Below are 16,472 nucleotides of genomic sequence, written 5' to 3' on the forward strand. Positions count from 1 at the left end.
AAGGGATTGGGAGAAATCAAGAAGATTCTTGTCGCTAACAGGGGAGAGATCGCGATTCGGATCTTCCGCGCTTGCACTGAATTGCAAATCCCGACAGTTGGCATCTATTCAGCGGAGGACAGGGGTTCCTTCCATCGGTACAAAGCGGATGAATCCTACCTCGTCGGAGAAGGCAGAAAACCGATTGATGCATATCTTGATATCGAGGATATTATTCGCATTGCCAAGTATTCAGGAGCAAATGCTGTACATCCCGGATATGGCTTCCTTGCGGAAAACGCACAATTCGCACGCCGGCTAGAGGAAGAGGGCATTATTTTCATCGGTCCTACACCCCTTCATCTTGATATGTTCGGCGACAAAGTAAAAGCACGGGATCAGGCGATCAGGGCTGGAATTCCTGTCATTCCTGGAAGCGGGGGACCGGTCTCTGCCGTTTCCGATATAAGAGAATTCGGGTCTGCGCATGGCTATCCGTTGATTATTAAAGCGGCGCTTGGCGGCGGTGGACGTGGAATGCGCATAGTGGAGACGGAAGAGATGATCGAGGAGGCGTATGAGCGTGCTCGCTCAGAAACCAAATCTGCATTCGGATCAAGCGATGTATATGTCGAGAAGTACATTGCAAAACCGAAACATATCGAAGTGCAGATCCTCGGTGACACAGATGGCAATGTCGTCCACTTATATGAACGCGACTGTTCCGTGCAGCGAAGGCACCAGAAAGTCGTTGAAATTGCTCCTTCCATTTCATTAACAGAAAGGTTGCGTGCAGAAATCTGCGATGCTGCGGTCAAGCTCATGCGGAGTGTGTCGTATGTGAATGCCGGAACAGTGGAATTTCTAGTTGCAGATGATAAATTCTATTTTATAGAAGTGAACCCACGGATACAGGTGGAACATACCATTACCGAAATGGTGACAGGGATCGATATTGTCCACGCACAGATCCATATTGCTGGCGGGAATGACTTGCACGGTCAAGTGACAGCCGTCCCTCATCAAAATGAGATTCCGCTTTTTGGTTATGCCATTCAGTCACGCGTGACAACGGAAGATCCTTTGAACGATTTTATGCCGGACACAGGAAAATTGATGGTATACAGGTCGGGAGGCGGGTTTGGTGTCCGCCTGGATGCCGGCAACGGTTTTCAAGGCGCGGTCATAACGCCATATTACGACTCATTGCTCGTGAAAGTCTCTACATGGGGAATGACATTCCGCGAAGCTGCGTCTAAAATGGACAGAAATTTGCAAGAGTTCAGGATACGCGGAATTAAAACGAATATACCTTTTCTTGAAAATGTCGTGCGCCATGAGAGTTTCCTTACAGGGAATTACGATACTGGATTCATCGACACAGCTCCCGAGCTTTTCGAGTTCCCAGTCAGACTCGACAGGGGCACTAAACTGCTGAATTACCTTGGGAATGTTACAGTCAATGGGTTTCCGGGCATTGGGAAGCAATCAAAACCGCTGTTCCATCCCGCCAGGAAGCCTCAAGTCGATCTGTTGCAGCCAATACTGCCGGGTACAAAACAGATTCTTGACGAAAGTGGCGCGGTCGGACTGGTGGAGTGGATCAAGCGGCAGGATGATGTGCTGCTCACCGACACTACATTCCGGGATGCGCACCAGTCGCTTTTGGCGACTAGAGTAAGGACGAAAGATCTTGTCAATATCGCTTCCGAGTCGGCGCATCTTCTGCCAAACCTTTTCTCTTATGAAATGTGGGGAGGGGCGACTTTCGACGTCTCGTACCGATTCCTGAAAGAGGATCCGTGGGACAGGTTAACAAAGTTAAGGGAACAGATTCCGAATGTGCTGTTTCAAATGCTGTTCCGCGGTGCGAATGCCGTCGGTTATTCAAATTACCCAGACAATGTCATAAAGGAATTTGTTAAGACTGCAGCTGAATCGGGGATCGATGTATTTCGGATTTTCGACAGTCTCAATTGGCTGAAAGGGATGGAAGTCGCCATCGAAGCGGCGAGGGATGCGGGGAAAGTCGCTGAAGCGGCGCTTTGCTATACAGGCGACATCCTTGACGATGGACGGGCTAAATACACGGTCGATTATTATAAAAAGATGGCGAAAGAGCTGGAAGCGACAGGGGCACATATACTTGCCATCAAGGACATGGCAGGCCTCTTGAAACCGGAAGCTGCTTACCGATTAATTTCAGAACTGAAAGAGAGTATTGATATTCCGATCCACCTTCATTCACATGATACAAGCGGCAATGGTATATACATGTATGCAAAAGCAATTGAATCAGGTGTGGATATCGTCGATACGGCTCTTGGCTCGATGGCTGGGCTGACGTCGCAGCCGTCGGCAAGCTCGCTGTATTACGCCATGCAGCATTCGGGCCGAAAGGTACGGTCGGATATTAAGGCGCTTGAGGATCTATCCTATTACTGGGAAGACGTCCGGAAATATTACCAGCATTTCGAAAGCGGCATGATCAGCCCGCATTCCGAAATTTATGTCCACGAGATGCCGGGCGGCCAATATTCAAACTTGCAGCAGCAGGCGAAAGGCGTAGGTCTTGGAGAGCGCTGGGATGAAGTGAAAGAGATGTTCTCCCGGGTGAATATGCTATTCGGAGATATCATCAAGGTGACGCCGTCCTCTAAAATTGTCGGTGACATGGCCCTGTTCATGGTACAGAACAATTTGGATGAACAATCTGTCATCAGCAGAGGGCAGTCGATTGACTTTCCCGAGTCGGTCATTGAATTCTTTGAGGGCTATATCGGGCAGCCGTATGGAGGGTTTCCAAAGGAACTTCAGGACGTTGTGCTGAAGGGGAGGGAACCGATTACTGTGCGCCCGGGCGAATTGCTGCCAGACGTCGATTTCAAGGAAGTCAAATCGAAGCTTGATGGAATGCTGGCAAGGCCGGCGTCGATGAAAGACGCGTTAGCATACGCGCTCTATCCGAAAGTGTTTGAGGAGTATGCAACGATGCAAAAGCAGTTCGGTGATGTCTCGGTCATACACACACCTGAGTTCCTGTTTGGCATGAGGCTTGGCCAGGAAATAGAGGTGGAGATCGAAAAAGGGAAAACGCTGATCGTCAAGCTCATATCGATCGGGGAGCCGCAATCGGACGGCACCCGCATCATGTATTTCGAGATGAACGGGCAGCCGCGGGAGATCGTCATCCAGGATATGAGCATCGAGACGCATCACGAACACAGACCGAAAGCGAATCCTGCCAATGAGACGCACATCGCCGCAACTATGCCGGGAACTGTTCTTAAAGTGGCAGTTTCAGCCGGTGCCAAAGTGAAAAGGGGGGAGCACCTGCTCATCACGGAAGCGATGAAAATGGAAACGACTATACAGGCTCCATTCAAAGGCGTTGTAACAGCGATCCATGTCGTGGCAGGGGATTCCATCTCCACTGGGGACCTGCTGCTGGAACTTGAACATGAGGCATAATAAAAAGGCATCACGGATTCCGTGATGCCTTTTTGGCAGCTTATTTCTCCCGGTTTGCCCAGCTTCTTGAAACAAGCAGGACCATATAGGTCAATAAACCGAACAGCAATGTGATGAACAGCGAGTGTGCAAGTGCAAGATACAGATTCAGCCTTGTCAGGACGACAGATGCTCCGGCTAGCACTTGAAGTGTCACAAGGATGAATGCGGTGATCCAACCCCAATAGATGACTCTTGTCTGCTTGTAGTGCCGGATAGCATGGATGGTGATGATCCCGATCCAGACGAAGATCAGGGCAGCCGCAGTGCGGTGGCTCATCTGTATCCATTCCCAGAAGTCCGCAGGCAATCTGAATTCACCGTTCCGGCACATCGGCCAGTCGGGGCAGCTCAGCTCCGATTCCGTGTGGCGGACGAGAGCGCCTGAATAGATGACAAAATATGAATAGATTGTTACACCAATCGTATGCCAACGCATCTTCTTACCAATAATGAGCTTGTCCGCATCAAATTTCTGATCGACTTCAAAAATGAGAAGAGTGAGAAGAAATACTGCTGCGTATGAAATGAGTGAAATGCCGAAGTGCAAGGCAAGTATGAAGTCTCCTTGTCCCCACAGTACTTGGGCAGCTCCAATGAGTGCTTGAAGGATCAGGAAGAATACAGCAAGAAAGGCGAGGAACTTTGTTTCCCTCACATGCCCGATCGCTTTCCAGGACCATACCGCGAGCACGACGATAAAGATTCCGACAGCGCCCGTCACAAGCCGATGAGAGAACTCAATGAGGACTTCAGGAGTGATTTCATCCGGAATCAGCTGGCCGTTGCAGCCGGGCCAATGCCTTCCGCAACCCATCCCGCTGTCGGTCTTCGTTACAAGGGCGCCTCCAAGCATGATGAGGAGCATTCCGACCGTAGCGGCGACCGCAAACCATTTTAATAATTTATGATATCGCAAATAAAGCACCTTCTCTTTAAAGAATGATGACCGTTACTCAAAAAGGCTCTGTTTTTGATGATAGCTAAAAATACCGTAAAAAACAATGAGGAATGGATGGAAAAGCAAATGCGAAGCCTTATTTCACAAATTGTTCATAAAAAAGATCCTTTAACTTCACAAAAGCCTGTCGGAAATGATTTACTATAGATAGGGTGTACCGGTAAATATGTCGTTGTACTGCGCAATTCTGCCGTTTTTTCGTTTCCCTATAGAAATCGGCGCAGGATTTCGATATAGTTAAGTGTAGCGGCATCCGCCGATATCATTGAAAGGAGGGTAATCATGTCAAACGGTCGTACGATCGGAACGTCTGCAGATACAGCGATCCAGCAGGCATCATTATTAAAAGATTTTCTGGCACTTATAAAAATCGGCATTGTCAACTCGAACTTGATCACAGCTTTCACCGGCCTGTTTTTAGCCTTTCAGTTCACAGGCACAAGCTTCATCCAGCACCTGGATATACTTATCTACGCCATGCTGGGCACAGCTTTGATCATTGCGGGCTCTGCGGCTCTGAATAACCTGATCGACAGGGATATCGATCCGATCATGTCGAGGACGAAAACCCGTCCGACGGTGACTGGGCGCTTTAACGCCTCGGCTGTGTTGGCACTGGCACTCACTTTCATCTTGATCGGCGAAATCATGCTGTTCCTTGCGACGCCGTTAGCCGGATGGCTGGGTTTAGCGGGTGTTTTCAGTTATGTCGTGCTGTATTCGATGTGGTCGAAACGGAAGCACACTGCCAATACGGTGGTTGGAAGCCTCTCTGGAGCAATCCCGCCCCTGATCGGCTGGTCTGCTGTGGAACCGTCACTTGGTCTTGGTGCCTGGGCGTTGTTTTTGATCATGTTCATCTGGCAGCCGCCGCATTTCTATGCGCTTGCCATGAAAAAGACAGAAGAATACCGGGCAGCAGGCATCCCGATGCTGCCGGTGGTAAAAGGCTTTGCAAGAACGAAGAAATCCATGTTTGGCTGGGTACTTGTACTGTTCCCGCTGCCATTCATGCTCACAGAGCTTGGAACAGGATTCCTGATCCTTGCCACACTTTTGAATATCGGCTGGCTTGTACTGGCCATTAGAGGGTTCAAGGCGAAAGAGGATTTGAAATGGGCGACTTCGATGTTTGTCTATTCGCTGAACTACATGACAATCCTATTTGTCTCCATGATCATCTTCTCGATATTCATCTGACGTACGGAATTCTTTCTTTATGACAGGAATTCATTATAGAGAGGTCAATCGTCCTCAATTAGAAAACAATTTTTCAGAAAGAGAGGTATTCGAAGCGATGATGAAAGGACTCAAAAAATGGCGTCTCTTTTCTCTATTAGCAGTTCTTACGGTTTTCCTTGCGGGTTGTGGACAAGAAGAGCTTTCCACGCTTCTTCCTGCCGGACAGGTTGGTAAGGACCAGTTTAATCTGCTGCTTCTAGCATCAGGAATCATGCTGTTGGTCATTATTGTGGTCGTTGCAATCTACTTGATAGCATTGATACGTTTCAGACGTTCAAGACTAGGTGAAGATCATATTCCTGAACAGGTTGAGGGAAGCCATACGCTTGAACTCGTGTGGACGGTTCTTCCGATTCTTCTCATTCTGCTCCTTGCTGTGCCGACAGTGTACTACACGTATAAGCTCGGCGATGTATCAGCAATGGGCGCGGTGGACGAGGATGGGAATCCTGAAAACCTTGTCGTCGATGTGACGGCTAAGTTGTATTGGTGGGAGTTTGAGTATCCTGACCTAGGTATTGTGACGGCACAGGAGCTAGTCGTGCCGACAAATGAAAAAGTGTATTTCAACCTATTGGCTGCTGACGTGAAGCACTCATTCTGGATCCCGGCGATCGGCGGAAAAATGGATACGAACGTTGAAAATGTCAACAAGTTCTATCTATCATTCGACCAGGAATCTGCCGGCCTTAAAGATGGCGTCTTCTACGGAAAATGTGCTGAGCTTTGCGGGCCATCCCACGCGTTGATGGACTTTAAAGTGAAGACGCTTCCGCGCGCGGAATTCGATAACTGGGTTGCGTCAATGCAAGATACGAAAGACAAACAGGCAGTTGCCAATGAGCAAGGCCAAGATATCTTCCAGAACAACACTTGTATCGGCTGCCACGCTGTCAGCGGTGTAGGCGAAAGCGGTGCACAAGGGCCTAACCTTGCGACATTCGGAGATCGTAACCGGGTGGCGGGTGTCATGGATCATACAAAAGAAGATTTGATCAAATGGATCAAAGACCCACAGAAATACAAACCAGGCAATACGATGCCAGGCTTTGAAGGCAAGTTCTCTGATGAAGAACTTGATGCATTGGCTGAATACTTGATGGGATTGTCAGTGGAAAAATAATTCCAACGCGACTATTGTAGAGGAGGTAACAATGTGAGTTCAGCTGCTCAAAAAAAGGGTTTTGGCGCTACGCTATGGGATTGGCTGACAACAGTCGACCATAAGAAGATCGGAATCCTTTACTTCCTTGGAGGCGGATTCTTCTTCGTCGTCGGCGGTATCGAAGCGTTATTGATTCGTTGGCAGTTACATAAGCCGAATCTTGACTTCGTAAGTGCAGGCCTTTATAACGACTTGATCACCATGCATGGTACGACAATGATCTTCCTTGCTGCCATGCCGATCTTATTCGGTTTCATGAACGCGATTGTCCCGCTTCAAATCGGGGCTCGTGACGTTGCGTTCCCATTCATTAACTCATTAGGATTCTGGATGTTCTTCTTCGGAGGATTGTTCCTGAACATCTCTTGGTTCTTCGGTGAGGTTCCGGATGCTGGATGGACTTCCTATGCATCACTGTCACTCCACTCCGAAGGGCACGGCATTGATTTCTATGCACTCGGCCTTCAGATTGCCGGGGGCGGTACGTTGATGGCGGGGATCAACTTCCTCGTAACCATCATTAACATGCGTGCGCCGGGTATGACGTATATGCGTATGCCGCTCTTCACATGGACAACGTTTGTCGCTTCTGCGATGATCCTGTTCGCATTCCCTCCACTTACGATCGGATTGTTCTTCTTGACATTCGACCGCATGTTCGGAGCGAACTTCTTCGATCATACAATGGGCGGAAACACGATCATCTGGGAGCATATCTTCTGGATTTTCGGTCACCCTGAGGTGTATATCCTCATCTTGCCGGCATTCGGTATTTTCTCGGAGATATTCTCTACATTCTCGAGAAAGCGTCTATTCGGATATCCATCCATGGTATTTGCGACAGTCTTGATCGGCTTCCTCGGATTCATGGTTTGGGCTCACCATATGTTCACTGTCGGCCTAGGGCCAACTGCGAACGCAATCTTCGCGGTAGCGACAATGGCGATCGCTGTCCCTACTGGTGTGAAGATCTTTAACTGGCTGCTCACAATGTGGGGCGGCAGCATCAAAGTCACAACTCCGATGCTTTACGCACTCGGTTTCATCCCGTCTTTCGTAATGGGCGGTGTGACGGGTGTCATGCAAGGGGCCGCCCCGCTTGACTACCAATTGCACGATTCGTACTTCATCGTCGCCCACTTCCACTATGTTATCGTTGGTGGGGTTGTGCTCGCGATCTTGGCTGCTACGCACTACTGGTGGCCGAAAATGTTCGGTACGATGCTGAACGAAGCACTTGGTAAAGTGACATTCGTCTTGTTCTTCATCGGTTTCCACTTGACATTCCTAATCCAGCACTGGCTCGGATTCTGGGGAATGCCGCGCCGTGTCTGGACGTACCAGGATGGCCAAGGCTGGAACCTTGCAAACTATATCAGTACAGTCGGTGCTCTGTTGATGGGTCTGGGCGTAATTGTCCTCGTCATCAACGTCATCATTACATCTGTCAAGAATGTCAGAGTCGGAAACGACCCTTGGGGAGACGGACGTACGCTTGAGTGGGCGATCGAATCTCCGCCAGTGTACTATAACTTCCCGACAACTCCGCTTGTCCGCGGACTTGACACAGTCTGGATCGAAAAGATGGAAGGGAACGAAGCAGGCTATACTGCTGCTGAACCAGTGAAGGATATCCATATGCCTTACGGTTCGATCATTCCATTCCTTATGACAATCGGATTGTTTGTCGCAGCATTCGGAGCAATGTTCCATAATGAAACAAGCTGGGGCCTTCCGGTTCTAGTGATTGGTCTCGCCTGGACGTTCATTTGCATGAGCTGGCGTTCATTGGCGGATGATACAGGGTATTACATTAAGAAGGAAGAACTGGTTCGCGACATGAAGAGCAAAGGAGGTCGAGCTTAATGGACTTGAATAAGAAATTCACTCCTGATACATGGCCTGATCATCCGGAAAAAGCGACTCTTGAAGCGAAAAACAAATTTGTTGGTTTCTGGTTGTTCCTTGGAGGAGAGACAATACTCTTCGCAACCTTGTTTGCGACGTATATCGCATTAAAGAACTCCGGTCCTAGCGGATTTGGATTCAGCACACAGGAACTTTATGAATTGCCGCTTGTGTTCGTAATGACAATGCTGCTTTTGACGTCCTCGCTTACGAGTGTGTATGCGATGTACCATTTGCGCAACTATAACTTCAGGAAGATGCAGCTGTGGCTTGCGATTACTGCGCTTCTTGGTCTTGGATTCCTTGCCCTTGAAGTTTACGAGTTCTCGCACTACATCCATGATGGATTTGTCTACAGCAACAGTGCATTCAGTTCTGCATTCTATACGCTTGTCGGAACACACGGTTTCCACGTAGCGATCGGTCTTGTCTGGATCACGCTGTTGATCTTCCGTAATGCGAAGCGCGGATTGAATTTGTATAATGCGACAAAGTATTATACATTCTCTCTATACTGGCACTTCATTGACGTTGTGTGGGTATTCATCTTTACTGTAGTCTACTTGATGGGAGTGATAGGGTAAGATGGCAGAGATTGAAGTGTACAAACGGACGCCGGCAGAACAAGCACTTATGAAAAGACGCTCAAAAGAGTCGATGCGCGGTCAAGTTATGATGTTCTCACTGATGATCTTCTTGACGCTCGTATCGTTCTCGATGGTCGTGGCATGGCAAAATGGAGTTGCTGGATTCTCCAAATATTTCATTACGCCAATGCTTATGTTGTTCGCGGCTGTCCAAGTCGGGTTGCAACTTTATTATTTCATGCATATGAGCGAGAAAGGACATGGCATTCCACAAATGTTCATGTTCACGGGCGCTTTGCTCGGTTTTCTCATCCCGCTTACCTTCGTGACAATCGTCTGGTGGTAATTGGGAAAAATCCGCGGACATAGGTTCGCGGATTTTTTTATTAGATATGCTGTTATGGAAACAGTATATGCCTAAAGCTGCGGACCTGCTCGAAATGTCAATGTTCGTTCATTGTGTTCAGCGAAGGTTCGTTCTATAATGAAGAAAGACTGAAAAAGGAGCGATGGCGACTATGCCTTTAAGCATATTTGGATTTCGGGCGTTATGGAGCCCGTATTTTATTATTTTTCTGTTGTTATGCATCGGCATTTATTTTTTATTGACCAAGAAATGGAGAAATAAGTTTGAAGGGACCGAGCCGGTAACGCAGCGACAGATCGGTTATTTCCTGGCATCCATCATCTTGCTGTATATCGTCAAAGGATCACCGATGGATCTGCTTGGCCATATTTTGTTCTCTGTACATATGGCGCAGATGGCTCTTTTGCTATTGATGGTAGCCCCATTCTTAATCATCGGCATTCCGAACTTCATTTGGAAAAAGGTTTTCAGCGTCGGGTTAATCGATCGGATTGTTCGGCTTTTCACCAAGCCGGTCATTAGTTTGATGGTCTTCACCCTTATGTTTTCGCTCTATCATTATCCAATGATTTTGGATTATGTAAAGCTGAGTCTGACGCTGCATGCGGTGTTTACGACTACCTTGTTTATTGCTGCTCTGTTCCTGTGGTGGCCGATTGTTAATACGCTTGAAGATCACCCGCATTTGCACGGTTTAAAGAAAATTGGTTATGTCATCCTTAGTGCTATTTTAATCACTCCGGCATGTTCGCTTATCATCTTTGTCGACGTACCGGTATATGAGACGTATTACAGCGGTGAAGCATGGTTGAAAGCGATGGCCCTTTGTGTTCCTGCCGGCACGCTGTCAGGTCTCTCCATATCAGGTCCTGAACTGTTCACGAATATGCCGACACTTTATGATCAACAGCTGGGCGGCATCATCATGAAAGTCATCCAGGAATTGATTTATGTTGTGGTAATTGGCAAGATTTTCTTCCAATGGTCGAAGGACGAGCAGGAAAACGCGGACGAGATCACACGAAGAGATTTGCTGGAGCGGCAGAACTTGAACGTGCACGGTTAATTTGGTGTAACAAATGGAGAAGGGGAATGCACGATGAATGTTCCAATACTGCCGACAATCAGTACATCCTTCATTGTGCTGTCGGCGATCCTGGTGGCGATCGGCTGGTCGCTTATCCGTAAAAAGAACGTGGATGCCCATAAAAAAACGATGTTTGTCGCAGCGGCATCCGCGCTTGTGTTTTTTATCATCTATGCGTCGCGTACGGTCTTTATTGGGAATACCGCATTTGGAGGTCCGTCGAGCCTGAAGATCTACTATACGGTCTTCCTGATTTTCCACATCACTCTCGCGACCGTTGGAGCCGTGCTTGGCATCATCATGCTTATTACCGGTTTGAAAGACAGGCTGAAGATCCACCGGAAGCTGGGCCCTGCGACAAGTATTATATGGTTTTTCACCGCCATTACGGGGGTCGCTGTCTATTTGCTCCTATATGTTTTTTATACAGGAGGAGAAACAACTTCTGTCATCAAGGCGATTCTTGGATTTTAAAATGATGAAAAAGCAGGAAAGGGGCTTGAAGCCGCCTTTCCTGCTTTTTAAATTTTGAAATTCAGTTTAATGATTCCCGCTTCCCGTGCAGTGTTGAACAGGATGACGATCATCGGTCCTATGAAGAAGCCCAGGAAACCGAACAGCTTCAATCCTATGAACATCGCAATCAATGTAGGCAGCGGTGACAGTCCAATTTGGTTACCCATCACTTTCGGTTCCACGGTCCTTCGGATGATGAGGAGAACAACAGCAAGTACTGCCAGCTTCGTACCTGTGGCAACATCGCCGCTCACAATTTGGTAAAGTGACCAAGGGGCAAGGACGATGATCGAGCCTAAAATTGGGATGATGTCAATGATCCAGATAACAAGCGACATGATAATCGCATACTTTGGCACAATGATGAGCAAGCCTATGAAAGATACCGCTAAAATGATTAGGCTGACAAGTAATTGTGCTTTCATGAAACCGAAGGCTACAGAATTCAATTTTTGTGTCATATACCTGAATTTCTTTGCGGATTCCTCTGTCAAATGGCGGAATACCATTAGCTTTAGATCGGGAAGTTCCAGCATGAATAGGAAAAGGGCGATCATAAAAACAATCAGGCTTACTAAGAAGTTAGGAATATCAGCCGCGAGCGTCATGATCTTATCAGAGTTAAGAAGGCTTGTGATAGAGGAACGCATCGAAATGATGATTGTCTCGACTTCTTTTTGAATCGCTTCCGTAAATTCCTTTGGCATACCGGCAGTATAGTTGAACATTTTGCTTTGGAGATCAATCCAGACTCCAGATAGTTTATTCAAATAGTCGGGTGCGTCTTTGGTGAATTGAATGATCCGTCCGATCAGGGAGTTTACCGTATAGTATAATGATGCGGCTAAAATCGCAATTATCATTAAGTATACAGAGATGACGGACATTTTCCGTTTCCATTTCAGTTTGACTTCCACCAGCTTTACAAGCGGCTCAAAGAGCATCGCGGTGAGCAACGCCAATATGATCGGGATGGAAACCGGCAAAATAAAATAAGCCGCCACGATTAGTAGTATGACTGCCACAATAATGAGTAACAATCGTTTTGTGAACCATCTTGACAATTCAATTCCCCCAAATTAATCATTGTTCCCATTATAACCAATTAAGCCAGGGATGAATAGATGAAAAAACCGAAGAACAGTATGTTCTCCGGTTTTTTAAATCATTTCTCCAATATAAAAGGTTTTAGATCGTCATACACTGACTTTAGTGTAGCGATGCAATCTTTAACAAGTCCTTCAGGATATACTTCGTCTTCACCATACTCGACGCCATGCGGATAATAATATTTTCCGAGTTGCGGCTGCATCAAGTGGATGACCGCTTCCCGAGTATCGACGTCATCCTCAGGCGTATATCCATATACGCGTAAATAGTATGTACCTTCTTTTACAACATACTTCTTATCGTATGTTACCCGTTCATAGTCCCATTGCCCTGCGCGTACCAGGTCATGCTTCAGCATGATCTCATCAAGAACGTTCAATTCGGCAACAAGGCCGTCAAGGCCGGTATTCATAATATCCAAAGTTACATCCTCCTTCTATCATATCCAGTCCACTGCCTATACTTATTTATAATAGAACATATTGGCGTTACTTGCAATGACAACATTGTGTCGTATAGGAATGTCCCTATTTGCATTCCCCATACTAAAGAATTATGAAAAGTTGCCGATTTTAAGCGAAAAGGATGAAACATCTGTATTTTATCATGTAAAGTAGGAAGCAGAACATTATCATTCATCGAAAGCAGGGGCAATCGATTTGAAAGTAATCTGGAAAATTGCACTTCTTCTCTTCGTCTTGTTTGCTGTATTCTATCTGCTGGACACAAGGGTAAAAGAGAATGAGTTACTTGAATCTCCGGTTAAACATGGCACGGCGATACCGGCGCCGGGCAAGGATTTCACGAATCAGGCAAACGAGAAGGAACGGCCAATAGGCGGATTGTCCATTTATGTCGGGTCTCCTGTGCAGGAACTTGTCGACAAGTACGGCGAGCCGGATCGCGTAGAACCTTCCGCGTTCGGATATGATTGGTGGATATACCTGGATGACTTCTCCTTCATGGCAGGCGTTGAAGGGGATATGGTGAATCAGGTCTTCACGGCCGATCCCGATATCGATATACAGCCTTTCGGTATTTCACAAGACATCAATGAAGTTTACAGGACGACTATCATTGATTCGGAAGTGGATGTCCAGCTTGGAGATGACCTCTATATGTTCATGCTCAAAAACGAGGACATTTCCAACCGCTTATTGATCAAGTTCAAAAATTTATTTGCACAAGTATATGTAGATGAAGAGGATCAGACGATTGAAGGTGTCCGCTTCCTGAGTCCAAGAACTCTCGTGATCCACCAGCCGTATGACATGGAATACAGCGGGGAGATAACGACCGTCCCCCCGCCGTCCGCGGCAAAACAAATCGAAGTCGACCGCGCTATGGAAAGGCAGCTCTTCGATTTGACAAATGAAATCCGTAAGCTCCATGGCTTGGAGGAGCTGAAAAATCACTATTGGCTTGGTATCGTGGCAAGAGGCCATAGTGAAGACATGGCGCTGGAAAATTATTTCGCGAATGTTTCCCCTTCCAGCGGTACGCTTGCCGATCGTTTGAAACAAGCTGAAATCACCCACAAGAAAGCAGGGGAAAATATCGCTTTCAATTATGTCGATGCAATCGAAGCGGTACATGGCTGGCTGAATTCGCCTTCTCACCGGAAAGTCATGCTTGGCAAGGATTTCAATCATCTCGGTTCAGGCGTATATGGAAAATACTATACACAGGACTTTATACAAAGCGATGAAGAAAAAGATCCGGCTACATTGTTTCCCGCGAAGGAGTAATCCATGTCCCGTCTTCATAACCGTCGATGCCTTTCACATACAAGGGCATCGACTTTTTCATGGCATACAAGGCAGCCCGTTTTTGGATGACTGGACGATCCGTTTCTAGTAAAGGAAGCAGGTCATGGAAGGATAGCCGATCGATTTTTTTGCTCTGTCCGTCTACTTTCGGATCAGCAGTCATGATGCCTGGCACGTCTTTGAAAAATTCAATATGCTCAGCCCGCAGAGCTGCACCTAGTGCGACAGCAGTCAGATCACTGCCGCCTCTGCCGATTGTCATCACTTGGCATGCTTCATTCATTCCTTGGAATCCAGGAATGAGGATACAGTCTGTCTGATTCAATCCGTCAATGATCATTGACGGGTCAATATCCGAAATCGTTCCGTCCCCAAATTCCCCTTCCGTCCAAATACCGGCTTGGATACCGTGAAAGATCTGATTATTGATGCCGGCTGCAGCTAATTCCGCGGAAAATACTGCAGAGGCAATGAGTTCACCGCATGAGACAGCAAGATCGCAAGCCGCCTTCGCTTCTGAGAACGCTTCTGTCAATCTGAGCAGGCTGTCTGTCGAATAAGGGTCAGTATCCCTTCCGATGGCAGATACGACGACTATGACGTTCTGATGCTCTTTGATACCTCGCCGCACATGCTCAATACATTTCTCCCTCGTCTTCTTATCTTTCATAGCTATGCCGCCAAACTTCTGTACAATCATTCGGTTTCCCAACTTTCTTCGTGACGTTCATTCCACCTTCTTCATACGATGAAGTATAGTTCGTTCTCAATATATTCGGTTGTTTAGCAAATTGTTCGGGAAAGGGGAGACGGGACCTGTTACTTTCAGAGCTCATGAAAGATTGGCCGTGTACCGTATTTGGCGATATTCATACAGTCGTAAAGCGGATCACCGAACATTCTGGCCATGTCACCGATGGCTATCTCTTCATAGCGAGAAAAGGAGGGAAGACAGACGGTTTTTTGTACATTGAAGAAGCGATCAGGCGTGGGGCTAGTGGAATCGTCATTGACCGGAATGATTCGATTGCCGCTTGCCGGGGATATGGCGTTCCAGTCATCGTAGTGCCAGATTGCAGGAAATTCATCGCATACGCAAGTGCGCGGCTAGCCGGCAACCCATCCGAACGGATGCTGGTCGTCGCTGTGACGGGAACGAATGGCAAAACGACTGTCACCCACTTTATCGGGCAGATGCTCTACTATTGTGGAGTGAAAGCGGCCGTGATCGGAACAACAGGCGTATTTGTCGAAGGGAAGAAGTGGCCGCTGGATCATTCGGGGATGACCACCTTGCTGCCCGAGCATTTTCATTTCTTATTGAAGCAATTGGAACAGGAAGGAGTCACTCATGTAGTGCTGGAGGCTTCGTCGATCGGACTGTCGATGAATCGGCTGGATCACTGTGATATTGATATCGGGGTCTTTTTAAATATTGGTATTGATCACTATGAAGAACATGGGGGCAGGCAAAACTATCTGAATGCTAAAAAGCTGCTTGCCGGAAAAGCGAAAGTGCTGATCGCCAATTCAGAAGATGCTTCATGTGTTGAAATCGTGTCGGATGCGCTGGTTCCTGTGCATTATTTCAATCGTGATACAGCAGCAGGAAATCTGATTGACGAAAAGTCGTTCAAGTTGCGCGTCCCGGGCATCCATAACAAATTAAATGCGGTTGCAGCGGTGTCTGTATTAGCTCTGCTCGGTTTTAGGATTGAAGGGATTGTACCGCTGTGCAGCAGGCTCAGCTTGCCTGAAGGAAGGCTGCAGCAGATAAAGAGGGATGGTATCACGGTTTACATCGACTATGCCCATACACCAGATGCCCTTCTTGCTGTGTTATCTGCGCTGGCTAAGGAATGCGAAGGGAAGCTGATCACTGTGTTCGGCTGCGGCGGGGAGCGTGATCAGGGCAAACGGCCGCAAATGGGAGAAATTGCGGCGCGCTATTCGGCTGAAGTCATTGTGACAACAGATAACCCGCGATCAGAAGATCCAGAGCAGATTATCAGTGAGATAATCCAAGGTATGTACCCGATCGATCCGATTGTTGAACCGGACCGGAAATCGGCAATCTATAAAGCAGTCCAGCATGCTTCCAAAGGGGATATCATCCTGATTGCTGGCAAAGGACACGAAAAGACCCAGCAGACAAAAGAAGGGCTTTTCCCTTTTTCCGATTATGAAGTGGCGAAGCGGGCAATTGAACTGAAATGCGAAGCTTCGCTCAAAGAAGCAAGTCTCGAATAGATGCATGAGGCAGTCCTGTTT

At 47.4% G+C, this 16,472-nt stretch carries 14 protein-coding genes; 10 read left to right on the forward strand and 4 right to left on the reverse strand.

The window, feature by feature from the left end:
• Window positions 1-6 precede the first annotated feature (6 nt).
• A complete protein-coding gene (gene pyc / locus ACZ5FK_RS00320) occupies window positions 7-3,450 on the forward strand; it encodes a pyruvate carboxylase (RefSeq protein ID WP_464807459.1) in 3,444 nt (1,147 codons plus the stop codon).
• Window positions 3,451-3,490: 40 nt separating this feature from the next.
• Here the strand turns inward: pyc and ACZ5FK_RS00325 are convergent, their stop codons facing one another.
• Window positions 3,491-4,357, reverse strand: coding sequence for a COX15/CtaA family protein (locus tag ACZ5FK_RS00325; protein ID WP_464807460.1), 867 nt, complete (start codon window positions 4,355-4,357; stop codon window positions 3,491-3,493).
• Between the two features lie 375 nt (window positions 4,358-4,732).
• On the opposite strand from ACZ5FK_RS00325, the gene cyoE reads away from it, so the two are divergent.
• The 7 genes from cyoE to ACZ5FK_RS00360 all read left to right on the forward strand — a co-directional run bounded on the left by cyoE (window position 4,733) and on the right by ACZ5FK_RS00360 (window position 11,280).
• Complete coding sequence (cyoE, locus tag ACZ5FK_RS00330) at window positions 4,733-5,650, forward strand: heme o synthase (RefSeq protein ID WP_464805939.1); 918 nt, start codon at window positions 4,733-4,735, stop codon at window positions 5,648-5,650.
• A 97-nt stretch (window positions 5,651-5,747) separates the two neighbouring features.
• A complete protein-coding gene (gene coxB / locus ACZ5FK_RS00335; protein ID WP_464805940.1) occupies window positions 5,748-6,815 on the forward strand; it encodes a cytochrome c oxidase subunit II in 1,068 nt (355 codons plus the stop codon).
• Between the two features lie 33 nt (window positions 6,816-6,848).
• Window positions 6,849-8,723, forward strand: coding sequence for a cytochrome c oxidase subunit I (gene ctaD, locus ACZ5FK_RS00340; protein WP_464805941.1), 1,875 nt, complete (start codon window positions 6,849-6,851; stop codon window positions 8,721-8,723).
• On the forward strand, window positions 8,723-9,349 hold the full coding sequence (locus ACZ5FK_RS00345; protein ID WP_464805942.1) for a cytochrome c oxidase subunit 3: 627 nt from the start codon (window positions 8,723-8,725) through the stop codon (window positions 9,347-9,349). The genes ctaD and ACZ5FK_RS00345 overlap by 1 nt, the downstream gene beginning before the upstream one ends.
• A gap of 1 nt (window position 9,350) precedes the next feature.
• Window positions 9,351-9,698, forward strand: a complete 348-nt coding sequence (locus ACZ5FK_RS00350) for a cytochrome C oxidase subunit IV family protein (protein WP_464805943.1) — start codon at window positions 9,351-9,353, stop codon at window positions 9,696-9,698.
• A gap of 172 nt (window positions 9,699-9,870) precedes the next feature.
• Entirely contained in the window at window positions 9,871-10,785 is a 915-nt protein-coding gene (gene ctaG / locus ACZ5FK_RS00355; RefSeq protein ID WP_464805944.1) for a cytochrome c oxidase assembly factor CtaG, read from the forward strand.
• 33 nt (window positions 10,786-10,818) lie between these two features.
• Window positions 10,819-11,280 carry a DUF420 domain-containing protein gene (locus tag ACZ5FK_RS00360; RefSeq protein WP_464805945.1) on the forward strand — a complete coding sequence of 154 codons (462 nt, stop codon included), beginning with the start codon at window positions 10,819-10,821 and terminating at the stop codon, window positions 11,278-11,280.
• A gap of 47 nt (window positions 11,281-11,327) precedes the next feature.
• Here the strand turns inward: ACZ5FK_RS00360 and ytvI are convergent, their stop codons facing one another.
• Together ytvI and ACZ5FK_RS00370 are read right to left on the reverse strand one after the other, a co-directional pair.
• A complete protein-coding gene (gene ytvI, locus ACZ5FK_RS00365) occupies window positions 11,328-12,386 on the reverse strand; it encodes a sporulation integral membrane protein YtvI (protein ID WP_464805946.1) in 1,059 nt (352 codons plus the stop codon).
• A 101-nt stretch (window positions 12,387-12,487) separates the two neighbouring features.
• Window positions 12,488-12,844, reverse strand: a complete 357-nt coding sequence (locus tag ACZ5FK_RS00370; RefSeq protein ID WP_464807461.1) for a YugN family protein — start codon at window positions 12,842-12,844, stop codon at window positions 12,488-12,490.
• 247 nt (window positions 12,845-13,091) lie between these two features.
• Here ACZ5FK_RS00370 and ACZ5FK_RS00375 point away from each other — a divergent pair, with 247 nt between their 5' ends.
• On the forward strand, window positions 13,092-14,180 hold the full coding sequence (locus ACZ5FK_RS00375; protein ID WP_464805947.1) for a CAP domain-containing protein: 1,089 nt from the start codon (window positions 13,092-13,094) through the stop codon (window positions 14,178-14,180).
• On the opposite strand, the gene ACZ5FK_RS00380 is transcribed toward ACZ5FK_RS00375, so the two are convergent.
• Window positions 14,155-14,901, reverse strand: a complete 747-nt coding sequence (locus tag ACZ5FK_RS00380) for an amino acid kinase family protein (protein WP_464805948.1) — start codon at window positions 14,899-14,901, stop codon at window positions 14,155-14,157. The two genes, ACZ5FK_RS00375 and ACZ5FK_RS00380, sit on opposite strands and share 26 nt — an antisense overlap.
• Window positions 14,902-15,035: 134 nt before the next feature.
• On the opposite strand from ACZ5FK_RS00380, the gene ACZ5FK_RS00385 reads away from it, so the two are divergent.
• Window positions 15,036-16,451 (forward strand): UDP-N-acetylmuramoyl-L-alanyl-D-glutamate--2,6-diaminopimelate ligase, encoded by a 1,416-nt coding sequence (locus tag ACZ5FK_RS00385; protein WP_464805949.1) that lies wholly within the window; start codon window positions 15,036-15,038, stop codon window positions 16,449-16,451.
• Window positions 16,452-16,472: the final 21 nt, after the last annotated feature.

It is taken from the genome of Sporosarcina sp. GTC18466 (assembly GCF_055389225.1).